Source organism: Rathayibacter sp. AY1C1 (assembly GCF_002932105.1).
In the GTDB taxonomy this organism is placed as follows: Bacteria; Actinomycetota; Actinomycetes; order Actinomycetales; family Microbacteriaceae; genus Rathayibacter.
Map to the genome: position 1 here is coordinate 1 of NZ_PSWH01000032.1, position 24,685 is coordinate 24,685.

Consider the following 24,685-nt stretch of genomic DNA (forward strand, 5'->3'; position numbering starts at 1 on the left):
CCCGTAGGCCGTCGGTGCCGCTCACCGACTCCGCACCGCCGGCCTACGGGTCGCCGCCGCCGCCGCCCGCGTACCCCTCGGCGCCCGCCTACTCCTCCGCGCCCGGCCACCCCGCCGCCTACGCGGCCGCTCCGGCGCCCGTCGTCCCCCGCACGCTGAGCCTCGTCGGGATGATCCTCGGCATCGTCGGCCTGGTCATCACGCTCTTCGCCGCCGGTTTCGGCTTCCTGCTGTCGGCTCCGGCCGTCGTGCTCGGCTTCCTCGGACGCCGGCGCGAGCCGGCCGCACGCGGATTCGCGCTGACCGCGATCATCACCGGGTTCGCCGGCATCGCCGTCTCGCTGATCTACCTGGCGGTCTTCCTCGTCTTCGTCGTGGTGGCCCTCGCCGCCGGCACCTCCGGCTACTGAGCCGGCGCGGGCCGCTCGACGCGCTCCGCGAGCAGCGCGCGGTGGCGCCCGGCGATCCGCGTCAGGATCAGCACCGCGCTGCCGGTGCCGGAGAGGCCCAGCCGCTTGCGGAAGCGGGCGGGGTCGACGTCCACCCCGCGCTTCTTGATCTCGAGCACGCCGATGCCGCGGGTGCGCAGCTCCTTCGCCAGCGTGCGCTCGTCCAGCGGCAGCTCGGCGAGGACCCGGAAGCTGCGGAGGAAGGGCGAGGCGGCCGCATCGTCGCCCGTCAGATAGGCGATGCCGGGCGAGAGCATCCGCGAGCCGCTGGAGCGCGCGAGCTCGCCCAGGAGGCGCGCGCGGATCGCGGAGCCGTCCGGCTCGTGCACGAACGCGCCGAGGGGGCCGACCTCCTCGTCCTCGCTGTCGCCCGCCGCGGTGAGCTCGGAGGAGCCGGTCGCGCCGAGCAGCAGAGCGGAGCGGCGCACGCCCGCGCGCGCCAGAGAACCGAACCAGAGCCCGGTCTCGACCAGCTCCCCGTCGACCGAGACCCACTGCGCCTCGGCGTCCCGCGGCAGGCGCTCGCGGTCGAAGCCGGGACCCACCTTCACGCCCACGGGACGATGCTCGGCCAGGCCGAACGCGAAGTCGAGCGAGGGGGAGTAGTCGTCCGGATCGTCGAGCCGGCGGGTCTCGCGGTGGCCCGCCGTGCGGCGTGCCGGGTCCAGGTAGACGGCGTCGAAGCCGTCGAGGTCGAAGGCCTCGGCCGTCGAGTGCACGGCGCTCGCCGCGGGGAACGGGGCGAGGTTGAAGCTGGCCAGGGTCGCGGTGACCTCGTCGGCCTCGACGGCGGTGACCGCCAGGTCGATCGCGGCCATCGCGAGGGCGTCGCCGCCGATCCCGCTGCCGAGGTCGGCGACGCGCGCCGCTCCCGCCGCGGCGAACCGGCCGGCGTGCAGGGCGGCGACGCGCAGCCGCGTCGCCTGCTCGAGTCCCGCGTCCGTGAAGAGCATCGAGCGGGCGAACTCGCCGAACTTCGCCTCCGCCTTCTGCCGGAGCCTCGCCTGGGTGAGCACCGCGGCGACGAGGACGGGGGAGTGGCCGGCGGCCCGGAGGCGTGCCACGGCCCGCACCAGGTCGTCGGACCGGTAGCCGTCGAGGGAGTCGAGGAGCCGGAGGCCCTCGGGGGAGAGGAGCTCGACCAGCTCGTCGCGTCGCATCCGGCCATGGTAGGCCACGGCCTCCCCGCGGGTCCGCCGCCCCGCTTGGCACTCTGATTGCACGAGTGCCAGCGGAGCCCCTACGATGGATCTAGCACTCTCGGAGCGTGTGTGCCAGAGCCGCGTTCCGCCCACATCGTCGTCAAGAAAGAGGTCAACCGTGTCGGTGTCCATCAAGCCGCTCGAAGATCGCATCGTCATCAAGCAGGTCGAGGCGGAGCAGGTGACCGCTTCCGGTCTCGTCATCCCCGATACCGCCAAGGAGAAGCCGCAGGAGGGCGAGGTCGTCGCCGTCGGACCCGGTCGCATCGACGACAACGGCAACCGCGTGCCGCTCGACGTCGCCGTCGGCGACAAGGTGATCTACTCCAAGTACGGCGGAACCGAGGTCAAGTTCGGTGGCGAGGACCTGCTGGTCCTCTCCGCTCGCGACGTCCTCGCGGTCGTCGTCCGCTAGGCAGCATCCCTCGGAAGGGCCCGTCGACCTCGGTCGGCGGGCCCTTCCGTCGTTCCCGGTCCTCCTCGCGACCAGTGGCCTGATCCGCCCGCTGCGGGGCCGTCCTCCCACCCCGCGCCTGCGTAGCATCGGGGGAGTGACCAGCTCCCGCACCCCTGCCGAGTCCGTCTCGCCGTCCCCTTCGGACGTGCCCGTCGGCGAAGGAGTGGAGGCGCTCGGAGCGGCGGGACGCCCGGGCGGGATGTCCGGCACGGGGCTGCTGTTCGCGTTCTCGGCCTACCTGCTCTGGGGTGCGATGCCCCTCTACTTCATCGCGATGGCGCCGGCCTCGCCGTTCGAGATCGTCGCGTTCCGAGTGCTCTTCTCGCTCGTCTTCTGCGTGATCCTGCTCACGGTCCTCCGTGGCTGGCGCTCCTTCGGCGCGCTGCTGCGCCGCCCCCGCCTGCTCGGAGTGATGGCGATCGCGGGCGTGCTCATCTACGTCAACTGGCAGGTCTACGTGATCGCCACGACCACGGGCCACGTCATCGAGGCGGCCCTGGGCTACTTCATGAACCCGCTGGTCACGGTGCTGCTGGGCGTCCTGGTGCTGCGCGAGCGCCTCCGGCCACTGCAGTGGGCCGCGATGGGCGTCAGCGCGGTCGCGGTGCTGGTCATCGCGGTGGGCTACGGATCCTTCCCGTGGATCTCGCTCGCCCTCGCCTTCTCGTTCGGCCTCTACGGCCTGGTGAAGAGCCGCGTCGGCGGCACGGTGGACGCGGTCGGCGGGCTGACGCTCGAGACGCTCTGGCTGACGCCGCTCGCCGTGGTGCAGCTGGCGGTCGTCGGCTCCACGGTGGGGCTGACCCTGACGACGGAGGGGACGGGGCACGCCCTCATCCTCGCCTCGGCCGGGATCGTCACGGCCGTCCCGCTGCTCCTGTTCGCGGGCGCCGCCCGGCGCCTCCCGCTGTCGATCGTCGGCTTCGTGCAGTACCTGACGCCGTTCCTGCAGTTCCTCGTCGGGGCCTTCGTCCTGCACGAGGAGATGCCGCTCGAGCGCTGGATCGGCTTCGCGCTGGTGTGGGCCGCCCTGGCGATCTTCTCAGGCGACCTCGTCGCCGCGGAGCGCAGACGGCGCCGATCCTCCGTCTGATCTGCGGAACGCGTCGTCCTGGCGCGGCGCGACAGCGGAATGGTAACGATCCGGTCGCGAAACGTATTGGTAACACCCCTGTATTGTTCACGGCTGCTTCGAAGGTTAGGTTGGCCGAGCGGTTGCCACCGGCGCCGCTCCCACTGACACACACCTCTCAAGGAGCAACATGGGCGTTTACGCGAAGGCCGGCTCGGCCCGCGCGCGGTCCCTCCGGGCAACCCTCGGCGGCGTCGCCATTCTGGGCGCCAGCGCTCTCGTCCTCGCCGGCTGCGCCGGCGGCGGCGACAGCGGATCGAGCGGCGACAGCGGCTCGGGCGACCTGTCCCTCAAGATCGGCACGATCCTCCCGCAGACCGGCACCCTCGCCGTCCTCGGCCCGCCCGAGATCGCGGGCGTCGACCAGGCGGTCGTCGACATCAACGACGCCAAGGCCGGCATCACGATCGACGTGGAGCAGAAGGACTCGGGCGACACCACGACCGACATCGCGACGCAGTCGGCCACGTCCCTCATCGCCGACAACGTCTCCGCCATCATCGGCGCGGCGTCCTCGGGCGTCTCGAAGACCTTCATCGACCAGGTGACCCAGGCGGGCGTCGTCCAGATCTCGCCGGCCAACACCTCGCCGGACTTCACGACCTACGACGACGACGGCTACTACTGGCGCACCGCTCCCTCGGACGTGCTCCAGGGCCGAATCCTCGGCAACAAGATCCTCGGCGACGGCAAGACCAACGTCTCGATCCTGTACATGAACGACGCGTACGGCACCGGCCTCGAGAAGAACATCAAGGAGACCCTCGAGGCGGGCGGAGCATCCGTCGCGGCCGAGGAGATCTTCGAGCCGGCCTCGACCGACTTCAACTCGGCGCTGACCTCGGTCCTCGCCCCGAACCCCGACGCGCTGGTCGTCATCTCGTTCGACGAGATCAAGACCATCGCGGAGCAGCTCTCGGCCAAGGGCTTCGACTTCTCGAAGCTCTACGGCACGGACGGCAACTACGGCGTCATCGGCGAGTCCGACACCAACGTCGACATCGCCGGCGCCCAGTTCACCAACCCGGGCGTCCAGGCGTCCGAGGACTTCCAGGGCAAGCTGCAGTCGCTCGTCGAGTCGCAGGGCAACGACGCGCTGACCGTGTTCAGCTACGCGCCGGAGTCGTACGACGCCACGGTCCTGACCGCTCTCGCCGCGCTCCAGGGCAAGGCGACGGACGGTGCGACCATCCGCGACAACCTCATGTCGGTCTCTGAGGGCGGCACCAAGTGCACGACCTTCGCCGACTGCGCGAAGCTCATCGCCGACGGCGAGGACGTCGACTACGACGGCCTCTCCGGCCCGATCTCGTTCGACGAGAACGGCGACACCAGCGAGGCCTCGGTCTCGATCTACAAGTACGGCACGGGCAACACCACCTCCTTCGAGGAGACCGTCGAGGGTTCGCTGAACTGACGACGCGGTGACGCGGCTCCTGCCGCATCCCTGAGGGGCTCGGTCTTCGGACCGGGCCCCTCCGCCGTTCCCGGAGCGGAGAGCAGGAGACGCGCCGGTCGTGCGGACGCAGCGAGGCGCGGCGGTCGTCCGGGAGGGTGGCCGCTGTCGGGTGCGGGCGGACGGCTCCGCGGCGTCCAGGGCCCGGCGTGGCGTCGAGGAGCCACCCGGGAGGAGGAGCGGCTCTGACGGCCTGTACGCGCCTCCGAGCGCCTCTCCCGGCCTCGAGGGGGCGCCCTGCCGAACCGCGGGCGGGAGCGACGACGTCGAGCGGGAACGCAGAAGCGCGCGCCCTCCAGTGGGAGGACGCGCGCTCGTGGAGTGCGGAGGGCCTAGGAGGCGCGGAGCAGCTCCGCCTCCTGCGCCAGGCGGTACGTGACGAAGGAACGGCTGTAGTTGCGGCGCTTGCCGCCGGTGGTCTCGGCGATGACGACCTGGGCGTAGACGCCGACGACGCGCCAGCGCTCGTAGTCGCCGATCGCACCGGTGCCGAAGCCGGCTCCGAGTTCCACAGGGGCGGGGGTGTATCTCTTCATGGTCGGCTCCTTCGAGGCGGACGACGCGGCGCTCGAGGCGCTGCGGGGAGGGGAGGAGATCGGCGGCCGATCGCGGTCCCTACCGGGGGAGAGGGGAGCGGGACGTCCCCCTGCAGGGCTGTCCCGTGTCCCCAAAACTACGGCAGGCAGGGCGATATCCTGTCCCCCTCGTGGGTGTCGCTGGTGCGGAGAGACTCTCGCTGTCCTGCCCTCGTCCCGCGGACAGGAGACCGAGGGTCCGGCCCGCCGTTCCGCCGACTTCCCGGGGGTTCGGCGGGCATCGCGGAGAGACCGGTGAAGGCCTGTCCGCGCCGGGAGAGCGGCCCCCCGCCTCCCTTCTGCGGCACCCCTTGCCGGCGCGTCTCCGGGCACCGAGCCGCCTGCCTTCCCGCCCTGCTCGGAGTGGTCTCCGAGCCGCCCGGCGCCCTGCGCAAGCGGCCCCGCCTCCGCCCCGGAGCCGCACCGGCCCCTCGGCCCGCTCGCGCCCGCTCCGCGCCCCGGCAACGACGAAGGGCCCGCCGTCCGGAGACGACGGGCCCTTCGCAGCGGGGGTCAGCCGCCGACGGTCGGGGTGCTCGTGGTGACCTCGTTGGTCGTCGCGAGCGTGCCCAGGTAGAGCTCGATGACCTTCGGATCGTTCATCAGCTCCCGGCCCGCGCCCTCGTAGGCGTCGCGGCCCTGGTCGAGGACGTAGCCGCGGTCGCAGATCTGCAGCGCCCGCCGCGCGTTCTGCTCGACGATCATGATCGAGACGCCCGCGCGGTTGATCCGCTGCACGTTGACGAAGGTCTCGTCCTGCCGCATCGGGGACAGGCCGGCGCTGGGCTCGTCGAGCAGCAGCATCGACGGGTCCATCATCAGAGCCCGCGACATCGCCACCATCTGGCGCTCACCGCCCGAGAGCGACCCCGAGCGCTGCTTGAGCCGCTTGCTGAGCTCCGGGAAGAGCTCGGTGACGAACTCGAGCCGCTCCTTGTACAGCTTCGGCTTCTGGTACATGCCCATCTCGAGGTTCTCCTCGATGGTGAGCGACGGGAAGACGTTGTTGTTCTGCGGCACGAAGCCCACGCCCTTGGACACCAGCTTGTCGGCCTTGAGGCCGGTGATGTCCTCGCCGTTCAGCAGGACGGTGCCCTGGCGGATGTTGACCAGGCCGAACATCGCCTTCAGCAGCGTCGACTTGCCTGCACCGTTCGGGCCGATGATCCCGACGAGCTCGCCGCGCTTCACGTAGACGTTCGAGCCGTTGAGGATGTTGACCCCCGGCACGTAGCCCGCGTGCAGATCGTGCGTCTCGAGGGTGTTCGGAGTCGTCGTGTCGGCGGTCATCTCTCGTCCTTCTCGAATTCGACGGCCGGGGCGTCGGTCGTCGGGGCGACGCTCGTCGGCGCGGAGGCCGACGGGGACGCCGTTCCGGCCGCCGGAGCGTCGTGGCCGGGCGTCGGGATGCCGGCCTGCTCCGCCTGCCGCTCCACGTCCTCGCGGACGAGGTCGGAGTCCATCTCCTCGGCGATCTCGAGCTGGCCCTCGATCGTGCCCAGGTCGGTGTCGTGGTGCGCGCCGAGGTACGCGTCGATGACGGCCGGGTCGTTCATCACGGTCGAGGGCGGGCCCTCGGCGACGACCTTGCCCTCGGCCATCACGATCACCCAGTCGGCGATCGTGTTGACCATGTGCATGTCGTGCTCGACGAAGAGCACGGTCATGCCCTCGTCCTTCAGGTTCACGATGTGACCCAGGAGCGACTGCGTCAGCGCCGGGTTCACGCCGGCCATCGGCTCGTCGAGCATGACGAGCTCGGGCTCCGACATCAGCGCCCGCGCCATCTCGAGCAGCTTCTTCTGGCCGCCCGACAGGCTCGACGCGTAGTCGTCCCGCTTGGTGTCCAGCTTGAACTTCTCGAGCAGGCGGATCGCGCGCTGCTCGATCGAGTCCTCCTCCTTCGACCACAGCGGGCGGATGAGCGAGGTGAAGATGTTCTCGCCCTTCTGCCCCTTCGCGCCGAGCAGCATGTTCTCGAGCACCGTCATGCCGCCGAGCGCCTTGGTGAGCTGGAACGTGCGCACCATGCCCATCCGCGACACCCGGTAGGCCGGGACGTTGGCGAGGTTCTTGCCCTTGAAGTTCCACTTGCCGGTGTTGGGCTTGTCGAAGCCCGTCAGCAGGTTGAAGAACGTGGTCTTGCCGGCCCCGTTCGGGCCGATCAGGGCGGTGATGGATCCGCGGGGGATCTCGAGGTGCTCGACGTCGACCGCGGTCAGGCCGCCGAAGCGGCGGCTGACGTTGTCGGCGACGACGATGGGGTCCTTCTTCCTGACCCCGGGGACGATTGCTTCCTCGGTGATGTCCGAGACCGGCGTCTTAGGCAAAGTGCAGATCCTTCTTCTTGCCGAAGATCCCCTGGGGTCTGAAGATCACCAGGAGCATGAGGGCTACCCCCACCACGATGAACCGGATGGGTCCGGTCTGCACGGTGGTGAGGCGGATGAGGTCGTTGTTGAGGACCCCGGTGTCGATCCCGAGCGTGAGCAGTCCGTCGGTCAGACCGAGGACGACCCAGAAGATGATCGAGCCGACGACGGGTCCGAAGACCGTCGCGGCGCCGCCCAGCAGCATGATCGTGTAGAGGAAGAACGTGAGCTGGGTGCCGTAGTTGTCGGGCTGGAGCGAGCGGGGGAGGATGAACAGCGCTCCTGCGAGGCCTCCGAGCACGCCGCCCAGGATGAGCGCCTGGATCTTGTACGAGAAGACGTTCTTGCCGAGCGAGCGCACGGCGTCCTCGTCCTCGCGGATGCCCTTGATGACGCGGCCCCAGGGGCTGCGCATCAGGAGGAACACCAGGAGGCAGGCCAGGAGCACGAGGCCCCAGCCGACGATCCGCACCCACCACTGGTCCTGGCTGTAGGTGAGGACGCCGATGCCCCAGCGGCCCTCGGGGAGCGGGTTGAGGTCGTTGAACGCCTTCGCCGCGCCGTTGATGCCCTCCGAGCCGCCGGTGATCGCCGAGAACTCGGGGGTCTTGACCGAGAGCCGGATGATCTCCGCCGCCGCGATCGTCACGATCGAGAGGTAGTCGGCCCGCAGCCGGAGCGTCGGGATGCCCAGGATGAGCGCGAAGACGGTCGCCGCGACGATCGTCGCGAGGAAGGAGCCCCAGACGGGCCATTCGAACTTGACCGAGGTGATGGCGAAGGCGTAGCCGCCCACTGCCATGAAGCCGGCCTGTCCGAAGTTGAGCAGCCCCGTGAATCCGAAGTGGATGACCAGGCCGATGGTCGCCAGCGCGTACGCGGCGACAGTGGGATCGACGATCTGCCCGATCGCCAGCCAGATGAAGTTGAGGTTCATGGTGTCCTAGCCGATCCGTTCCTTGCGGCCCAGGATTCCCTGCGGCCTGACCAGGAGGATGATGATCATGAGAACGAGCGGAGCCACGTACTTGAGGTTCTCCGGGATCCAGATCGTCGAGATGTTCATCATCAGTCCGATGATGAGCGAGCCGACCAGCGCGCCGTAGGCGGAGCCGAGTCCGCCGAGCGTGATCGCCGCGAAGATCAGCAGCAGGATCGACGCTCCCGTGTCCCAGCGCAGCGACTGGTAGTAGCCGATGTAGACGCCCGCCAGCGCGGCGAGAGCGCCCGACATCACCCAGACGACGCGGATGACGCGCTCGACGTTGATGCCCGAGGCGGAGGCGAGGGCCCGGTTGTCCGAGACCGCCCGCATCGCCTTGCCGATCTTCGTCTTCGTGAGGACGTAGGCCACGGCGACGATGCAGACGACGCCGACGACGGCGCCGACGATGTCGGTGAACTTCAGGCTGATCCCGAGCTCTGGCACCGTGAAGAACGGAGCGGTGCTGTTGGGGAGCGAGAGGCGGTCGGCTCCGAAGAAGAAGACGAACACGTAGCGCAGGGCCAGCGAGAGGCCGATCGTCACGATCATCAGCGGGATGAGCTGGATGCCCTTCTTCCGCAGCGGCTTCCAGAGCAGTCCGTCCTGGACGAAGCCGAAGGCCCCGCCGAGGATCACCGCGATCGGGATGGCCAGCAGCGCCGGGAGTCCGAAGACCCCGGAGAAGAGGTACGCCATCAGCGCGCCGAAGGTGACCAGCTCGCCGTGGGCGAAGTTGTTCAGGCCGGTCACGCCGTAGATCAGCGAGGCGCCGATCGCCGCGAGGGCGATCAGGAGCCCGAAGATCAGGCCGGTGACGACCTTCGGCCAGAAGATGATCCAGAACGTGTCGGCCGACACCGGCTGGTTCACCGCATTGGACGTGCCGTCGGGGTTCGTCGCGTCGTTGCCGGTCGTGCCCTCGGTCGCGGGGCTCGTCGGAGCCGCGGAGTCCGTCGGGACCGGGACGGTCGCTCCGGAGCCCTTCGGGTTGGCCGTCGAGACGATGAAGTTCACGATCTGGTTCTGCGAGGCGACGATCTTCACCTGCTTCGGGTTCTGACCCGCGGCGGGGTAGCCCTTGTCGGCGGGCAGGGACTCCTCGTCGACGGTCACCGTGTAGGTGCCCGCGGCGTCGAGGGGGAACGTGGCCCGGCCGTCCTCGCCGGTGGTCACGGTCGCGGAGGCGTCGCCGCCGATCTCGACGGTCACCCCCGTCAGGTTCTCGTTCGTCCCCTGCACGCGGACCCAGGCGATGATCGACTGGTCGGCGGTGGTGGCGGCGAGTGCGGCGGGGGCCGCCGCGGCGATCCCGGTGAGGGTCGCGGCGAGCAGACCCAGGGCCAGGAGCCGGTCTCGGAGCCTCGGGCGTCTCCTATCCACGGGGCGCCTCCCGGTCCGTCGGATGCAGGGTCGTCGAGCGCTGGCGGCGCATCGAACGGCTGGCTGTGAGCAAGACGTCTACCTCTCGTCAGGGTGCACAGACGGATGGGGTCTCCGGGCACGCCCGAATCGCCGTCGTCAAACAACGTTGGTTGACCATACGTTCCGCATGTGTCGGCGGTGTTTCACCGTCCGCACTTACGCGTGACGACATTATGAGGGAGAGGAGAGCGCTCCAGCGCCCATCCGCGGCCCGGCGGCCGCGCCGTCGAGGAATACCGCGAGCCTCCCGGCGCTTAAGATCGAACAACCGTGGCGCTCGTGAGCGGACTCCTCCCGTCCTCTCCGGGCTCCCGCACTCGACCTGCTAAGGGGCATTGATGGACCAGCCGGATCCCTTCGGATTCCTCGGACTCACCTACGACGACGTCATGCTCCTCCCAGGGCACACCGACGTCATCCCGAGCGAGGCCGACACGGCCTCCCGTCTCACCAAGCGCATCAGCGTGGCGACCCCGCTGCTCTCCGCGGCGATGGACACCGTCACCGAGGCGCGCATGGCGATCGCGATGGCCCGCCAGGGCGGCCTCGGCGTCCTGCACCGCAACCTCTCCATCGCCGACCAGGCCGACCAGGTCGACCGGGTAAAGCGGAGCGAGTCGGGCATGGTCTCGAACCCCGTCACCACCACCCCGGACGCCACCGTCGCCCAGGTCGACGACCTCTGCGGCCAGTACCGGATCAGCGGCCTCCCCGTCGTCGACTCCACCGGCGTGCTCGTGGGCATCATCACCAACCGCGACATGCGCTTCGTCTCGCCGTTCGAGAAGGCGACCACGCTCGTCCGCGACGTGATGACCAGCACCGGCCTGATCACGGGCCGCGTCGGGATCCCCGACAGCGAGGTCATCGCCCTCTTCGCGCAGCACAAGATCGAGAAGCTGCCGCTGGTCGACGCGCAGGGCAAGCTCGCCGGCCTCATAACGGTCAAGGACTTCGACAAGTCGGAGCAGTACCCCAACGCCACGAAGGACGACGAGGGCCGCCTGCGGGTCGGCGCCGCGATCGGCTTCTTCGGCGACGCCTGGCAGCGCGCCACCGCCCTGCTCGACGCGGGCGTCGACGTGATCGTCGTCGACACCGCCAACGGCGACTCCGCCGGCGTGCTCGACATCATCCGCCGCCTGAAGTCCGACTCCGCCTTCGCCGGCGTCGACGTCATCGGCGGCAACGTCGCGACCCGCTCCGGGGCGCAGGCCCTCGTCGACGCGGGCGCCGACGCCATCAAGGTCGGCGTCGGCCCCGGCTCGATCTGCACCACCCGCGTCGTCGCCGGCGTCGGAGTCCCGCAGGTCACCGCGGTCTACGAGGCGTCCCTCGCCGCGCGCGAGTCCGGCGTGCCGGTGATCGCCGACGGCGGCCTCCAGTACTCCGGCGACATCGCCAAGGCGCTCGTCGCCGGCGCCGACACCGTGATGCTCGGCTCGCTCCTCGCGGGCTGCGAGGAGAGCCCCGGCGACCTCGTGTTCCAGAACGGCAAGCAGTTCAAGACCTACCGCGGGATGGGCTCCCTCGGCGCCCTGCAGACCCGCGGCGAGCGGACCTCCTACTCGAAGGACCGCTACTTCCAGTCCGACGTGCCCACCGACGACAAGCTGATCGCCGAGGGCATCGAGGGCCAGGTGCCGTACCGCGGCCCGCTCGCGAACGTGGCGTACCAGCTCGCCGGCGGGCTCCGCCAGTCGATGTTCTACGTCGGAGCGCGCACCATCCCCGAGCTGAAGGAGCGCGGGAAGTTCGTGCGCATCACGGCGGCCGGGCTGAAGGAGTCGCACCCGCACGATGTGCAGATGGTGGTGGAGGCGCCGAACTACCGGCGCTGAGGGGTCTGGTGGGGGCCGGCGGCGGATCGGGATCGCAGGCCCCTCTGCCCGATGGGCCTGCGGCCCATACGCCCACCACGCCGGAGGGGCCGCGATCCCGATCCGCCGCCTCCCTCCGGGAGACGAGCACCGATTCTCGGCTGAGGGGCGGGGGACGCAGCGCGAGCGGCGCGGGGCGCCGCCGCGACTGCGGGGGGAGGCTTCCGCCTGTGCCGACGGGGGAGTGGTCGTGTGCCGCGCGCGAGCGCGACGGAGTGGGGACGGGCTTCCCGCGTTGCAGCGAATCGTGGTGGCGGCCGCGCTGGCTCCACCTGCTGGTGGTGTGCGCCCGCTCGCGTCGATCGCGGCCTGGTGCGGAGCCCGGTAGGAGCGGTGACCGGCGATCGTTCCGCCGGATCGTCGACGCGCGGGCGTACGCCTCTGCGGAAAGTGGCCACTCGCCCGGGCCGATCGCGGGCAAGCGATCAGGGCGTCCCGTGCAAGGTGGGAGAGATGACCGGCTATCCGCTTTCCAGCGGATCGGCGTAGCGCGGACGTAGGCCGCTCTGTGGAACGCGACCGTTAGCTCGGGCCGACCGCGGGCGGGCGGCGAGCGGAGCGAGGAGCGAGCCGCGGCTGATACAGCTCAGCGGTAACCGGCGGTCCGCGTGCGAGCGGATCGGCGTAGCGCGGACGCGAAACGCTCTTGGGAACGCGACCGCCCGCTCGGGCCGACCGCGGGCGGGCGGCGAGCGGAGCGAGGAGCGAGCCACGGCTGATACCGCTCAGCGGTGACCGGCGGTCCGCGTGCGAGCGGATCGTCGTAGCGCGGACGCGGGACGCTCTGCGGAACGCGACCGCCCGCTCGGGCCGACCGCGGGCGAGCGGCGAGCGGAGCGAGGAGCGAGCCGCAGTAAACTCTGCGTCATGGAGATCGAGATCGGGCGCGCCAAGCGCGCCCGCCGCGCGTACGCCTTCGACGACATCGCCGTCGTCCCGAGCCGCCGGACGCGCGACCCCGAGGTCGTGTCGGTGAAGTGGTCGATCGACGCGTACCAGTTCGCGACGCCGATCCTCGCCGCGCCGATGGACTCGGTGGTGTCGCCGGCGACGGCGATCCGGCTCGGGCATCTGGGGGCGCTGGGCGTCCTCGACCTCGAGGGTCTGTGGACGCGGTACGAGGACCCGGAGCCGCTGCTCGAGGAGATCCGCCGGCTTCCGGCCGAGACCGCGACGCAGCGGATGCAGGAGATCTACTCCGCTCCGATCCGCCCCGAGCTGGTGACCGCGCGCCTGGCCGAGATCCGCGCCGCGGGCGTGACCGTCGCCGGGGCCCTGTCGCCCCAGCGGACCGCGGAGCTGTACCAGACCGTCGTCGACGCCGGGGTCGACGTGTTCGTCATCCGCGGCACGACCGTCTCGGCCGAGCACGTCTCGCGCGACACCGAGCCGCTGAACCTCAAGAAGTTCATCTACGAGCTCGACGTGCCCGTCATCGTCGGCGGCGCCTCCACCTACACCGCGGCCCTGCACCTCATGCGCACGGGCGCCGCGGGCGTCCTCGTCGGGTTCGGCGGCGGTGCCGCCTCCACCACTCGCACGACGCTCGGCATCCAGGCTCCGATGGCGACCGCGGTCGCCGATGTCGCCGGCGCTCGCCGCGACTACCTCGACGAGTCGGGCGGACGCTACGTGCACGTCATCGCGGACGGCGGCCTCGGCACCTCCGGCGACATCGTGAAGGCCGTCGCGGTGGGCGCGGACGCCGTGATGCTCGGCTCGGCGCTGGCGCGCGCGACCGACGCTCCGGGCGGCGGCTGGCACTGGGGGGCGGAGGCGCACCACCCGCAGCTGCCGCGCGGCCGCCGCGTCGAGGTCGGCACCGTCGGCACCCTCGAGCAGGTCCTCTACGGCCCGGCCACCGGCGCCGACGGCACGGCGAACCTCATCGGCGCCCTGCGCCGCTCGATGGCGACGACCGGCTACTCCGACCTCAAGGAGTTCCAGCGGGTCGAGGTCGTCGTCGCGCCGTACCAGCCGAGCTGACGCTCACCGACCGAGGGATTCCCGGACCGTCGAGGCCGCCAGGAACAGCGGGCGCCCTCGACGGCCGGAAGGTCCCTCGGCGCGGCGGACGCCGGCCCGGGCCGGCTGGACGATCAGGGGGCTGGCGTCGTAGGCCTCGCGCCAGCCCGGCGGACGACGCTGCGGACCCACGCGCGGATCCGGTCCTCCCGGCGCTTCTCGTCGAGAAGCACGTGCTCGGGCGAGCGGTCCCGGAGGACGCCGTGTCGGTCCAGGTCGACGACGGCCTGCGCCAGATCCGAGACGGCGAGTCCGTCGATAATTGCGGGTGGGGGCGGACGCGCGCTCCGCGACGCCGTACCACGTCCGGCTGCCCAGGTCCGTCGCCCCTCGACATGCACGGTCTCCGCGAGCGGCTCGACCAGGGGGAGTCCCCGGACCGCCGCCGCCGACACGCGGGGGAAGAAGGGCGCGGTTCAGGTCGCGCCATGGCGTCGATCCGCTCCCGCTGCCGCTCGTCTACGGAGGCGTCCGCCCACTCTCCGGTCCGCGCGTGCATCCCGCGGCGCAGCCGCGCGGATTCCTCCGACCGGTCGCACGCCTCGTCTCTGCAGATCCCCACTGCACGCATCCGCCCACCTTCCCCTCCCGCCCTCCGCCCGCTTCCCGCGCTGCTCCCTCTGTGGAGACTCCCCCCACCACCTGTGGGCAGCGAGGGAACGCAGGACCGCCGAGCCGGCCGGGAACCGCGGGATCCCTCGACGGGTCGGGGTTCCCTCGGCAGGAGGGCTCCGCACGCGCCTAAGCTGGAAGTCCCGAGTGGGAGCGCCGCACGGCGCGGAGGGAGCACGCATGGTCGAGGTCCGCAGGGTCAAACTGCCCGGTGTCGGCGTTCTGCACACGTTCCTGACGGCCGACGGCGGCAAGGTCGGGGTCATCGCCCACCGCTCCGGCCACAGCGACCTGATCACGTTCGCCGAGGGCGACCAGGACGGCGCCAAGGTGTCCCTCCGCCTGAGCGACGACGAGGCGCACACCCTCGCCGAGCTCCTCGGCGGCACGCAGATCACGGAGTCGCTGACCGCGCTCGATCAGATCCCGGGCCTCTCGATCGACTGGTTCACCGTCGACTACGACGACCACATCGCCGGACAGCAGCTCGGCAAGCCCGCCGACCGCGGGATCGTCGGGCTGACCGTCGTCGCCGTGGTCCGGGGCGACGCCGCCAATCCGGCGCCGGCCCCCGACTTCCGCGTCTTCCCCGGCGACACCCTCGTGGTCGCCGGCAGCCCCGAGAAGGTCGCCAAGGCGTTCGCGTTCTTCCGCACCGGCAGCTTCGCCAAGACGGTCGACGCCCCGCCCGGAGCCTGAGGATGCACCACGGCGAAGACCTCATCGTCCTCGGCGTCCTGTTCGTCGTCGCCTACGTCCTCGGCCGGCTGGGGAGGACGATCGGGCTCCCGGCCATCCCGATCTACATGGTCGTCGGGCTCCTCGCGAGCCCGAACTTCCACCTCTTCCCGCTCGACTTCGAGTCGAGCTACATCGAGCTGACCGCGGTCTTCGGGCTGATACTCCTGCTGTTCAACCTCGGCCTGGAGTTCGACCAGGACGAGTTCTTCGGGAACGCCGGCCGCCTGATCCTCTCCGGCGGCTCCTACATCGCGGTCAACATGGCCGTCGGCCTGGGCTTCGGCTTCGCGCTGGGCTGGGGGAGCCGCGAGGCGCTGATCATCGCCGGCATCACGGCGACGAGCTCGAGCGCGATCGTCACCAAGCTGCTGATCGAGCTCAAGCGCCTGGCGAACCCCGAGACGCCGATGATCCTGGGCGTCACGGTCGTCGAGGACATCTTCATCGCGGTCTACCTGGCGATCGTGTCCGTCGTGCTCTCGGGCGAGACGGAGCCGTGGCCGGTGGTGCTCAAGCTCGTCATCGCGTTCGCGTTCCTCGTGGTGATGTTCGCGATCGCCCGCTGGGGCGGGAAGGTCGTCTCCCGCTTCTTCCGCACCCGCGACGACGAGCTGTTCACGATCCTGTTCTTCGGTCTCGCGATCCTGTTCGGCGGCATCGGCGAGGTCCTCGGAGTGACGGACGCCATCGGCGCGTTCCTGATCGGACTGGTCATCGGAGCGACGCGGTTCCGGTCGAGGGTCGAGCACATCGCGATCCCGCTGCGCGACGTGTTCGGAGCCTTCTTCTTCGTCAACTTCGGTCTCGGGCTGGATCCCGGCGCGTTCCCGAGCGTCGTGGTCCCGGTGCTGATCGCCGCGGTGATGACCATCGTCCTGAACCTCGGCGCGGGGCAGTTCGTCGCGTGGCTCAACAAGCTCGGACCGCGCGCGGGCCTGAACGCGGCGTTCATCCTGCACAACCGCGGCGAGTTCGCGCTCATCCTGGCGACGCTCTCGCTCTCGGCGGGGCTCGACGAGCGGATCCAGCCCTTCGCCGGCCTCTACGTGCTGATCATGGCGATCGTCGGGCCGATCCTCGCCTCGCGCTCCGAGAGCATCGGCGCGTTCCTCTCGCGGCGGCGGCACCGCCCGGCACCCGCAGCGGCCACGGCCATGGACGAGGAGGACTTCGCGCTCGTGGAGGCGGCGATGGCCGCGCCCGCCGTCTCCGCGGAGGAGGCCCCCGCTCCTCCGAGGCGCCCCGCGGAGCCGGACGAGCTCGACGACGAGTTCCCCGATCCGATGCGCCAGGCGCTCATCGACCAGGCGATGCAGCAGTCCGACGGCGCCGACGACGCCCGGCCCCGCCGCCCGAGGGAGCCCGACTACTGATCCCACGGAGCTCCCACACTCACGGGTTAGGCTCGATCCGGCCCGCGGGACACCGCACGGATCGAGGGCGGACGAGGGACGAATGACGCAGAGCACGGTCGGGCAGGTGGCCCGGCGCCCGCGCTGGATCGCCGCGCTGGCGCTCGCACTCCTGATCGCCGGGCTCTTCGCCGCGCTCGGGCAGTGGCAGGTCGGCCGCGCGGTCGAAGCCGCCGCGCCCGACTCTGGAGTGTCGGAGACGACGCTCCCGCTCGCCGAGGTCGCGACCCCCTCCCGCTCGATCACGGCGACCGCCGACGGACAGCGCGTGGAGGGCTCGTCCGTCTTCGTGCCGGGCGGTGCCGAGATCCTCGGCGGCCGCCTGAACGGCGAGCAGCCGGGCTGGTGGGTCATCGCCCGCACCCGCACCGCCGACGCCGACCTGGTGCTCGCCTACGGCTGGACGCAGGACGAGGCGCAGGCGCAGTCCGTCGCGGACGCCCTCAACAGCGGGAGCGAGCAGGCGCCCTCCTCCTTCACCGGCCGCCTCGTGGCCAACGAGGCGGCGGAGGTGCCGGCGGAGGGCCTGGACCCCGCCACCCTCACCGCGCTCTCCGTCCCCGCGCTGATCAACCGCTGGCCGGATCCGCCGCAGGACGTCTACCAGGGCTACGTCGTCGTCGACGAGCCGGTCGCCGGCCTCGGGGCGATCGACTCCCCGGCGCGCGTGAGCGACGTCTCGCTGAACTGGCTCAACGTCTTCTACGCGATCGAGTGGGTCGTCTTCGCCGGCTTCGCCCTCTACCTCTGGTTCCGCCTCGTCAAGGACGCGTGGGAGCGCGAGGCCGAGGAGGCGCTCGACGCCGAGGAGCGCGCCCGCGCCGACCTGGGCGACCGCGCCGAGGCCCCCGCCCCCGCACCGTAAACTGGTCGTCATGCCCCTCGAGCCCAAGCCCGCGCAGTTCCCTGCGATCCGGAGCGCGCTGCGCTTCTACCGGGTGACCTCGATCATCACCGGCGTGATGCTGCTCCTGCTCTGCGCGGAGATGCTCCTCAAGTACGTCTTCCACCTCGAGCTGTTCGCCTTCGGCCAGCAGGGCGTCCTGCACTTCGCCCCGATGTACGAGGTGCCCGGAGGCGAGTTCAGGTCGAGCGGCACCGGCGCGAACCTGTCCACCGGCATCCTGATCGCGCACGGCTGGTTCTACGTCGTCTACCTCTTCGCCGACTTCCGCCTGTGGAGCCTCATGCGCTGGCCGTTCACGCGCTTCGTGCTCATCGCGCTCGGCGGCGTGGTGCCCACCCTCTCCTTCTTCGTCGAGACCCGCATCGCCCGCGAGGTCGAGCAGTACCTCGAGCGCCGGACCGCCGGCACCGACCCGAAGACCCCGACCGACTCCGTGGAGGCCCCCCATTAGCGAGCAGCCCACCGCTCCCCAGCCGCACCTGGCCGCGCAGCCCGTCCTCGTCGTCGACTTCGGCGCGCAGTACGCGCAGCTGATCGCCCGCCGAGTCCGCGAGGCGAACGTCTACTCCGAGATCGTGCCCTCCAACGCCACGGCCGCCGAGATCGCCGCGAAGTCGCCCGTCGGCATCATCCTCTCGGGCGGCCCCTCCAGCGTGTACGAGGAGGGCGCCCCGCAGCTCGACCCTGCGATCTTCGACCTCGGGGTCCCGGTCCTGGGCATCTGCTACGGCTTCCAGGTGATGGCGAAGACGCTCGGCGGCGAGGTCGCCAACACCGGGCTGCGCGAGTACGGAGCGACGGACGCCGCCCTCTCGACCGACGGTGGCGTGCTCCTCGGCGAGCAGCCCGCCGACCAGACGGTGTGGATGAGCCACGGCGACTCGGTCGCACAGGCGCCCGAGGGCTTCGAGGTCCTCGCCTCCACGAGCAACACCCCGGTCGCCGCCTTCGGCAACGACGAGCGCCGCCTCTACGGCGTGCAGTGGCACCCCGAGGTCAAGCACTCCGCCTACGGCCAGGCCGTCATCGAGAACTTCCTCCACCGCGCCGCGGGCATCCCGGCCGACTGGAACTCCTCCAACGTGATCGACGACCAGGTCGCCGTGATCCGCGAGCAGGTCGGCACCGGACGCGTCATCTGCGGCCTGTCCGGCGGAGTCGACTCCGCCGTCGCCGCTGCGATCGTGCACCGTGCCATCGGCGACCAGCTCACCTGCGTCTTCGTCGACCACGGACTCCTCCGCAAGGACGAGCGCCGCCAGGTCGAGGAGGACTACGTCGCCGCGACCGGCGTCCGCCTGGTCACCGTCGACGCGCGCGAGCAGTTCCTCGACGCGCTCGCCGGCGTCAGCGACCCGGAGCAGAAGCGCAAGATCATCGGCCGCGAGTTCATCCGCACCTTCGAGGCCGCCGCCGAAGCGCTCGTGCTCGAAGCGCAGGGCGAGGGCGAGACGATCGACTTCCTCGTCCAGGGCACGCTCTACCCCGACGTCGTCGAATCCGGCGGCGGCACCGGCACCGCCAACATCAAGTCCCACCACAACGTGGGCGGACTCCCCGAGGACCTGCAGTTCGCCCTCGTCGAGCCGCTCCGCACCCTCTTCAAGGACGAGGTCCGCGCGATCGGCCGCGAGCTCGGCCTCCCCGAGGTCATCGTCGGCCGCCAGCCCTTCCCCGGACCCGGCCTCGGCATCCGCATCGTCGGCGAGGTCACCCAGGAGCGGCTCGACCTCCTCCAGGACGCCGACGCCATCGTCCGCGCCGAGCTCACCGCCGCCGGCCTCGACACCGAGATCTGGCAGTGCCCCGTCGTCCTCCTCGCCGACGTCCGCTCCGTCGGAGTCCAGGGCGACGGCCGCACCTACGGCCACCCCATCGTCCTGCGCCCCGTCTCCTCGGAAGACGCGATGACCGCCGACTGGACCCGCCTGCCCTACGACCTCCTCGCCAGAATCTCCAACCGCATCACGAACGAGGTGAGCGGCGTGAACCGGGTGGTGCTGGATGTGACGTCCAAGCCCCCCGGCACCATCGAGTGGGAGTGATTCCGCGGGTCTCCGCACGGTCATCTGCGGCGTTGTCGGCGGTTGCGATACCTCCGGTATCGCGCTCTTCTCCGCCTTGCAGCTGACCGCGCGGAGACCCGCGGAACGTCAGGAACGGCTCCCGTCGAGGGGGCCGTTCCTTGTTGAGGGGAGAATGTGGGGGAACGAGCCCCTGCGGGGCCGTTCCTGGGTGCAGGCAGTGAGCAACGAGCCCCTGCGGGCCGTTCCCGGGGTGCAAAGTCGGGGAACGAGCTCCGGTGGCTGTTCAGGGAACGGGTGGCCGCGGTGAGGTCGGGGGATCGGTCAGGGGCGACCGGTTCCTCGCGAGGTGTACCGAGTGGCGGTCAGGGGTTCGAGGCCCTGCGGGGATGTTCCTGGGGTGCCGGCCGAGAGGCGAGCTCCTGCCGGGTGGTCGGGGAACGCGGGTCTGCGCTGGTCCGGGGGCCGTGGTGCAGGCGGAGGCGGCGGGCTCGCGAGCGCGAGTCAGGCGGGGGTGTCGAGCACGCCGATGAAGCGGGTGCCGATGCCGTCGTACTCGTCGCGGCGGTGGCCCTCGGGGTGGTGCGGCCAGGAGGCGGGGGAGTGGTCCTCGCAGACGAGGAACGTGAACTCGGGCCACCACTTCTTCGGGCGGGCGGCCTCGGAGCGGCCGCAGACGGCGCAGTCGAGGGTCACCCACACGGGACGCCTGCCGGTGCGGTTCGCGCGCGACTGGACGAGCCAGGCGGGCGGATCCTGCTCGAGGGCGGCGAGCTCCTCCTCCGACAGACGGGTGGGGATGCCGTGCCGCGTCGCCATCTCGAGGGGGATGTCGAGGCGCTGAGCGGCCTCGCGACGCGTGATCATCCGGCCACCCTAACCCAGCGCCGCGCGCGGACCCCGAGGCCGCAGCGACGCGCGCGCGAGCAGCCACTCCAGCGGGCCTTGCCCCACGAGCCGCCTCCAGAGGAGAGCGGCGACGATCGAGCCGACCACGAAGACGCCGAGCAGCGTCCAGCTGCGCCACGCCTCGAAGTCGAACGGCTCGTACGGGACCAGGTACACCGCCAGCGCCACGAGCTGCAGCGAGTAGATCGTCAGCGGCATCGCACCGACGGCCGCGATCGGAGTCGCCGCCCGTGCCAGGAGCGGCAGCCGCTGCAGCAGAGCCGTCAGCGCGCCGAGGACCACGCAGGCGACCCCGCCCGCCCCGAGGAGCTCGGCGGTGGTGCTGGCGTGCGCCTCCACCGCCTCCGGACCCCCGAGCAGCAGCCCGCCGCCGTAGCCGAGCACGGCCGAGACGGCGCCGCCGACGACGACCCAGCGCTGGGTGGTCGCGGACCGGACGTCGCAGCGCGCGATCAGGAGGCCGAGCACCACGTACGCCAGCCACGACGGCACCGGGTAGTACTGGGTGAGCCAGGTGAGGGGCTGCGCGGCCAGGAGCGCCTCGTCGGGCGACAGGGTCGAGAGCCAGGAGCCGCCGGCGCTCGTCAGCGCGTCGACCGCGAGGGGCCCGGCGATCGCCGCGACCGCGACCAGCAGGGCGAGGACCGCCCGCGGCAGGAAGAGCAGCAGCGCCGCGACGAGGAACATCACCCCGTAGTGCGGCAGGATCACCGCGATCGGCGTCCCGAGCAGGGTGAGGGCGACGCCGATGACGAGCAGGTACAGCCCGCGGAGCAGGATCGATCCCGTGTCGTGCCAGGGCCGCGAGGAGCGCTGCGCGCCGCCCGTCATCAGCCCGATCGACACTCCCGCCAGCACGGCGAAGAGGACGGAGCTACGGCCGTTCCAGAGCATCTCGCTCTCGACGGGGGCGAGGTGGGCGGCGAACATGCCGAGGACGGCCAGGCCGCGTGCGACGTCGAGGCCGACGATCCGGAAGTCTGCGGCGCTCATCCCTCCATCGTGCCAGGCGCTCCCGGCAGTGCACCGGGAACGACGCTGGGGCCGGGAACGATGACGGGCGCCCGACCCGGAGGTCGAGCGCCCGTCGGACGTGGTGCGCCGTGCTACTCGCGGAAGATCGCGACGAGGCGCAGGATCTCCAGGTACATCCAGACGACGGTGACCAGGATGCCGTAGGCGCCGGTCCAGCCGTAGATGCGGGGGAGGCGGTTGCGCACGCCCTGCTGGATGAACTCGAAGTCCATCACGAGCGAGTACGTGGCGAGCGCGACGGCGATGAGGCCGATCACGATGCCGATGAAGCCGGTGCGGAGACCGAAGCCGCCGCCGACGCCGAAGAGGCCGAGGCCCAGGTTCACCAGCGAGAACACCGCGTAGCTGATCATGCCGATGAAGAAGATCTTGTTGAGCTTCGGCGAGGTGCGGATCTTGCCGTTCATGAACAGCGCCAGGGTGACGCCGATCACGATGACGGTCGCCATGAGGGCCTGGACGACCGCTCCGGCGTACGCGCTCTCGAAGAACTTCGAGATCGCGCCGACCGCGATGCCCTGGGTCGCGGCGTAGCCGAGGATCAGGGCGGGCGACGGCTGCTTCTTGAACGCGTTGACGATGCCCAGCACCAGCGCGACGAGCACGGCGGGGAGCATCAGGCCCGGGACGAACCAGCCGACGGCCGCACCCGCGAGGAGCACGACGAAGGCGAGGGCGGTCTTGGCGAGGGTGTCCTCGACGGTCATCCGGTCGGTCTCGACGGAGCCGGCGGCCGGACGGGAGTACATCTGGTCGAGCGTGCCGGGGGAGACGTCCGGGAGGTCCTGCACGCGGCCGGCGTAGCCGCGGTTGCTGAACTCCGGGCGTCCGAAGGCCGGATTGTTGCTTGCCATGGTTCCTCTTCTCTCAGGTGCGCTGGTCTCCGAGGGAACTCGCGGATCTGAGTCGCTGTGGGTGCGGGGTGCGCCGCGGATCCGAGAGGACTGCGACGATGGACACCACCTTATCTGAGAGCACCTCTCAGAGTCTGGCTGTTCTCTTCGAGCGGACCTCGACTCCGCTGCGAGCCGCGCAGTGCCGCCCGTAGGATCGCGGCATGCCCGCGCGTCAGTCACCGCTCGTCATCGGCCACCGCGGAGCGAGCGGCTACCGACCGGAGCACACCCGCTCCGCCTACGAGCTGGCGATCGCGCTGGGCGCCGATGCGCTCGAGCCCGATCTGGTGGCGACCCGCGACGGCGTGCTCGTCCTCCGCCACGAGAACGAGATCTCCGGCACGACGGACGTCGAGAAGCGCCCGGAGTTCGCTGCGCGCCGCACCACCAAGCGGATCGACGGCCGCGAGATCACCGGCTGGTTCACCGAGGACTTCACCTGGGACGAGCTGTCGGAGCTGCGGGCCCGCGAGCGGCTGCCGGCGGTGCGCAGCTCCAGCGCCACGTTCGACGGCCAGTTCCCGCTGCTGCGCTTCAGCGAGCTGCTGGCGCTGCTGGACCGGGCGGCGGAGGACGATCCGCTCGCTCCGCCGGGGCTCGTCGCCGAGATCAAGCACGCGACGTACTTCGCCGGGATCGGGCTGCCGCTGGACGTGCTGCTGCGCGAGGAGCTCGCCGCCGCGGGCTGGGGTCCGCGCGACCCGCGGCTCACGATCGAGAGCTTCGAGAAGACCGTGCTGGAGCGGCTCGCGGTGAGCGGAGTCGGCACCCGCCGGATCTACCTGCTCGAGTCGCGCGGCGCCCCGCCCGACCTCGTGGCCGCCCACGGCGCCGACGCGGCCCCCTACTCCGCCTTCACCACGCCGGCGGGACTGCGGAACCTCGCCGGAGCCGTCGACGGGATCAGCGTCGACAAGAGCATGCTCTTCTCGCGGGACGCGGCCGGCCGGGCGACGGGGACCGGTCCGCTCGTCGAGGACGCGCACGCGGCCGGGCTCGAGGTCTACTGCTGGACGCTGCGCGCCGAGAACCGGTTCCTCGAGAAGGTGCACCGCCGCGGGAAGGACCCGGCGGAGTACGGCGGTTGGCAGGAGGAGTTCGCGATGATCCTCCGCTCGGGAGTGGACGGCGTCTTCGCCGACCAGCCCGATCTGGCGATCGAGGCGCGGGCGGCCGAGCAGGAGCGCCTGCTCCGCGGCTGACCGGTCCGCCGATCGGGTGCTCGTCCGGCGCGTGCCGAGCGGACGCGGAGGCTGCGCTGGCATCATCGGCTCACCACCGCCCGCCCGACCCTCGAGAGGAGGCCCCGTGTCCACCCGAGAGCGCATCACCCGCCGCTGGATCACCACCGCCGTCCTCGCCGTGATCGGCGTCGCCGTCGTCTACTGGCTCGCCGTGCTCACCCCTCAGGGCCAGGGCGTCGAGAACTCGGGGCTCCGGGGCGCCGACCTCGTCTTCGGCCGCGCCACCGGCGCCGCCGCGGGGGCGCTCGCGGACGTCACCCCGCTCTCCATGGTCGTCGGCGCCCTGCTCGTCGCGGCGATCGCGCTGATCCGGAGGCGCCCGGCGCTGGCCGTCGCCTCCGTCGGCTCGATCGTCGTCACGGCCGGGCTCACCCAGCTGCTCAAGAACGTGGTCCTCGAGCGGCCCGAGCTGGTCGACACCGACTCCTGGTACACCGGCGGCAGTTTCCCGAGCGGGCACACCGCGGCGGCCGTCTCGGTGGTCTTCGCCCTGGCGATGGTCGTCCCCGGGCGCGCGCGGACCGTCGTGCTCGCGCTGGGCGGCGCGGTCGTGGTGCTGGTCGGCAACCTGACGATGGCCGCCTCCTGGCACCGGGCGAGCGACGTCCTCGGGGCCGACCTCGTCGCGCTCGCCTCCGCCTCCGCCGCCTGCGCGTGGCTGACCACCAGGGCCCAGGTGGGCCGAGCGCCGAAGAGGCCCGCGCGGCGCGGGGTGAACCGGCTGCTCCTGGTGTGCTCGGTGATCGTGGTGGTGCTGCTCGCGGCTCTCGCCGTCCAGGGCATCCAGTACTACCCCGACGACACGAAGGACCTCACCGCCTTCGCGCTCCTGCAGCTCCTGGCGGTGTCGACGTCGGCGCTCGCCGTGCTCGGCTTCTCCCTCGCGTGGCGCGGACTGGACGTCGGCGGGGCGCTCACCTCGCCCGCGCCGCGTCAGCGGACCGCCTGAC

General features: G+C 71.2%; 21 protein-coding genes and 1 pseudogene. 13 read left to right on the forward strand and 9 right to left on the reverse strand.

The genetic code is table 11. The features are described 5' to 3' along the window. Positions 1-410 (forward strand): annotated as a pseudogene (locus tag C5C71_RS13835) (hypothetical protein); the annotation flags it as partial. Here C5C71_RS13835 and C5C71_RS13840 read toward each other — a convergent pair. Continuing rightward, complete coding sequence (locus C5C71_RS13840) at positions 404-1,609, reverse strand: SAM-dependent methyltransferase (RefSeq protein WP_104337892.1); 1,206 nt, start codon at positions 1,607-1,609, stop codon at positions 404-406. The pseudogene C5C71_RS13835 and the gene C5C71_RS13840 overlap by 7 nt on opposite strands. Before the next feature lie 160 nt (positions 1,610-1,769). Here C5C71_RS13840 and groES point away from each other — a divergent pair, with 160 nt between their 5' ends. The 3 genes from groES (at position 1,770) to C5C71_RS13855 (ending at position 4,657) form a co-directional block, all read left to right on the forward strand. Then, on the forward strand, positions 1,770-2,066 hold the full coding sequence (gene groES, locus C5C71_RS13845; protein WP_097167691.1) for a co-chaperone GroES: 297 nt from the start codon (positions 1,770-1,772) through the stop codon (positions 2,064-2,066). 241 nt (positions 2,067-2,307) lie between these two features. Next, a complete protein-coding gene (gene rarD / locus C5C71_RS13850) occupies positions 2,308-3,201 on the forward strand; it encodes an EamA family transporter RarD (protein ID WP_104224726.1) in 894 nt (297 codons plus the stop codon). Between the two features lie 169 nt (positions 3,202-3,370). Beyond that, positions 3,371-4,657, forward strand: a complete 1,287-nt coding sequence (locus tag C5C71_RS13855; RefSeq protein WP_104234163.1) for an ABC transporter substrate-binding protein — start codon at positions 3,371-3,373, stop codon at positions 4,655-4,657. 371 nt (positions 4,658-5,028) lie between these two features. Here C5C71_RS13855 and C5C71_RS13860 read toward each other — a convergent pair whose 3' ends face one another. The 5 genes from C5C71_RS13860 to C5C71_RS13880 form a co-directional block, all read right to left on the reverse strand. Then, positions 5,029-5,232, reverse strand: a complete 204-nt coding sequence (locus C5C71_RS13860) for a hypothetical protein (RefSeq protein ID WP_146076626.1) — start codon at positions 5,230-5,232, stop codon at positions 5,029-5,031. Between the two features lie 552 nt (positions 5,233-5,784). Continuing rightward, the gene (locus tag C5C71_RS13865; protein WP_104224729.1) at positions 5,785-6,561 is read right to left on the reverse strand and encodes an ABC transporter ATP-binding protein; all 777 of its coding nucleotides are present in this window, start codon (positions 6,559-6,561) and stop codon (positions 5,785-5,787) included. Beyond that, positions 6,558-7,601 carry an ABC transporter ATP-binding protein gene (locus C5C71_RS13870; RefSeq protein ID WP_104251056.1) on the reverse strand — a complete coding sequence of 348 codons (1,044 nt, stop codon included), beginning with the start codon at positions 7,599-7,601 and terminating at the stop codon, positions 6,558-6,560. The genes C5C71_RS13865 and C5C71_RS13870 overlap by 4 nt, the downstream gene beginning before the upstream one ends. Beyond that, entirely contained in the window at positions 7,594-8,580 is a 987-nt protein-coding gene (locus C5C71_RS13875) for a branched-chain amino acid ABC transporter permease (RefSeq protein WP_104224731.1), read from the reverse strand. Before C5C71_RS13875 ends, C5C71_RS13870 begins: the two co-directional genes overlap by 8 nt. Before the next feature lie 6 nt (positions 8,581-8,586). Beyond that, positions 8,587-10,008, reverse strand: coding sequence for a branched-chain amino acid ABC transporter permease (locus C5C71_RS13880; RefSeq protein WP_104224732.1), 1,422 nt, complete (start codon positions 10,006-10,008; stop codon positions 8,587-8,589). 380 nt (positions 10,009-10,388) lie between these two features. Here C5C71_RS13880 and guaB point away from each other — a divergent pair, with 380 nt between their 5' ends. The 7 genes from guaB (at position 10,389) to guaA (ending at position 19,672) form a co-directional block, all read left to right on the forward strand. After that, positions 10,389-11,891 (forward strand): IMP dehydrogenase, encoded by a 1,503-nt coding sequence (gene guaB, locus C5C71_RS13885; protein ID WP_104224733.1) that lies wholly within the window; start codon positions 10,389-10,391, stop codon positions 11,889-11,891. Positions 11,892-12,797: 906 nt separating this feature from the next. Beyond that, positions 12,798-13,916 carry a GuaB3 family IMP dehydrogenase-related protein gene (locus tag C5C71_RS13890; protein ID WP_104224734.1) on the forward strand — a complete coding sequence of 373 codons (1,119 nt, stop codon included), beginning with the start codon at positions 12,798-12,800 and terminating at the stop codon, positions 13,914-13,916. 831 nt (positions 13,917-14,747) lie between these two features. After that, the gene (locus tag C5C71_RS13895; RefSeq protein WP_068256939.1) at positions 14,748-15,266 is read left to right on the forward strand and encodes a cation:proton antiporter regulatory subunit; all 519 of its coding nucleotides are present in this window, start codon (positions 14,748-14,750) and stop codon (positions 15,264-15,266) included. Positions 15,267-15,268: 2 nt separating this feature from the next. Next, on the forward strand, positions 15,269-16,681 hold the full coding sequence (locus C5C71_RS13900) for a cation:proton antiporter (RefSeq protein ID WP_104234167.1): 1,413 nt from the start codon (positions 15,269-15,271) through the stop codon (positions 16,679-16,681). Between the two features lie 82 nt (positions 16,682-16,763). Further along, positions 16,764-17,585, forward strand: a complete 822-nt coding sequence (locus C5C71_RS13905; protein ID WP_104337893.1) for an SURF1 family cytochrome oxidase biogenesis protein — start codon at positions 16,764-16,766, stop codon at positions 17,583-17,585. A 10-nt stretch (positions 17,586-17,595) separates the two neighbouring features. Beyond that, the gene (locus C5C71_RS13910; RefSeq protein ID WP_104256110.1) at positions 17,596-18,078 is read left to right on the forward strand and encodes a DUF3817 domain-containing protein; all 483 of its coding nucleotides are present in this window, start codon (positions 17,596-17,598) and stop codon (positions 18,076-18,078) included. A 28-nt stretch (positions 18,079-18,106) separates the two neighbouring features. After that, the gene (gene guaA, locus C5C71_RS13915) at positions 18,107-19,672 is read left to right on the forward strand and encodes a glutamine-hydrolyzing GMP synthase (RefSeq protein WP_104337894.1); all 1,566 of its coding nucleotides are present in this window, start codon (positions 18,107-18,109) and stop codon (positions 19,670-19,672) included. Between the two features lie 483 nt (positions 19,673-20,155). On the opposite strand, the gene C5C71_RS13920 is transcribed toward guaA, so the two are convergent. From C5C71_RS13920 to C5C71_RS13930, 3 genes are all read right to left on the reverse strand, one after another. Beyond that, positions 20,156-20,518 (reverse strand): DUF5997 family protein, encoded by a 363-nt coding sequence (locus C5C71_RS13920; RefSeq protein WP_104224739.1) that lies wholly within the window; start codon positions 20,516-20,518, stop codon positions 20,156-20,158. A gap of 9 nt (positions 20,519-20,527) precedes the next feature. Further along, the gene (locus tag C5C71_RS13925) at positions 20,528-21,553 is read right to left on the reverse strand and encodes a DUF418 domain-containing protein (RefSeq protein WP_104337895.1); all 1,026 of its coding nucleotides are present in this window, start codon (positions 21,551-21,553) and stop codon (positions 20,528-20,530) included. A 113-nt stretch (positions 21,554-21,666) separates the two neighbouring features. Continuing rightward, entirely contained in the window at positions 21,667-22,449 is a 783-nt protein-coding gene (locus tag C5C71_RS13930) for a Bax inhibitor-1/YccA family protein (RefSeq protein ID WP_104224741.1), read from the reverse strand. A 203-nt stretch (positions 22,450-22,652) separates the two neighbouring features. Here C5C71_RS13930 and C5C71_RS13935 point away from each other — a divergent pair, with 203 nt between their 5' ends. Beyond that, complete coding sequence (locus tag C5C71_RS13935) at positions 22,653-23,693, forward strand: glycerophosphodiester phosphodiesterase family protein (protein WP_104224742.1); 1,041 nt, start codon at positions 22,653-22,655, stop codon at positions 23,691-23,693. 106 nt (positions 23,694-23,799) lie between these two features. Continuing rightward, on the forward strand, positions 23,800-24,684 hold the full coding sequence (locus C5C71_RS13940) for a phosphatase PAP2 family protein (RefSeq protein ID WP_104224743.1): 885 nt from the start codon (positions 23,800-23,802) through the stop codon (positions 24,682-24,684). Position 24,685 lies beyond the last annotated feature (1 nt).

Bases quoted from the DNA above. Each gene is read 5' to 3' on its own strand.
- C5C71_RS13905 (WP_104337893.1), top strand. From the start codon at position 16,764: ATGACGCAGAGCACGGTCGGGCAGGTGGCCCGGCGCCCGCGCTGGATC.
- C5C71_RS13875 (WP_104224731.1), bottom strand. From the start codon at position 8,580: ATGAACCTCAACTTCATCTGGCTGGCGATCGGGCAGATCGTCGATCCC.
- C5C71_RS13860 (WP_146076626.1), bottom strand. From the start codon at position 5,232: ATGAAGAGATACACCCCCGCCCCTGTGGAACTCGGAGCCGGCTTCGGC.
- C5C71_RS13930 (WP_104224741.1), bottom strand. From the start codon at position 22,449: ATGGCAAGCAACAATCCGGCCTTCGGACGCCCGGAGTTCAGCAACCGC.
- C5C71_RS13900 (WP_104234167.1), top strand. From the start codon at position 15,269: ATGCACCACGGCGAAGACCTCATCGTCCTCGGCGTCCTGTTCGTCGTC.
- guaB (WP_104224733.1), top strand. From the start codon at position 10,389: ATGGACCAGCCGGATCCCTTCGGATTCCTCGGACTCACCTACGACGAC.
- C5C71_RS13910 (WP_104256110.1), top strand. From the start codon at position 17,596: ATGCCCCTCGAGCCCAAGCCCGCGCAGTTCCCTGCGATCCGGAGCGCG.
- C5C71_RS13840 (WP_104337892.1), bottom strand. From the start codon at position 1,609: ATGCGACGCGACGAGCTGGTCGAGCTCCTCTCCCCCGAGGGCCTCCGG.
- C5C71_RS13890 (WP_104224734.1), top strand. From the start codon at position 12,798: ATGGAGATCGAGATCGGGCGCGCCAAGCGCGCCCGCCGCGCGTACGCC.
- C5C71_RS13920 (WP_104224739.1), bottom strand. From the start codon at position 20,518: ATGATCACGCGTCGCGAGGCCGCTCAGCGCCTCGACATCCCCCTCGAG.
- C5C71_RS13895 (WP_068256939.1), top strand. From the start codon at position 14,748: ATGGTCGAGGTCCGCAGGGTCAAACTGCCCGGTGTCGGCGTTCTGCAC.
- C5C71_RS13925 (WP_104337895.1), bottom strand. From the start codon at position 21,553: ATGAGCGCCGCAGACTTCCGGATCGTCGGCCTCGACGTCGCACGCGGC.
- rarD (WP_104224726.1), top strand. From the start codon at position 2,308: ATGTCCGGCACGGGGCTGCTGTTCGCGTTCTCGGCCTACCTGCTCTGG.
- C5C71_RS13865 (WP_104224729.1), bottom strand. From the start codon at position 6,561: ATGACCGCCGACACGACGACTCCGAACACCCTCGAGACGCACGATCTG.
- C5C71_RS13855 (WP_104234163.1), top strand. From the start codon at position 3,371: ATGGGCGTTTACGCGAAGGCCGGCTCGGCCCGCGCGCGGTCCCTCCGG.
- C5C71_RS13935 (WP_104224742.1), top strand. From the start codon at position 22,653: ATGCCCGCGCGTCAGTCACCGCTCGTCATCGGCCACCGCGGAGCGAGC.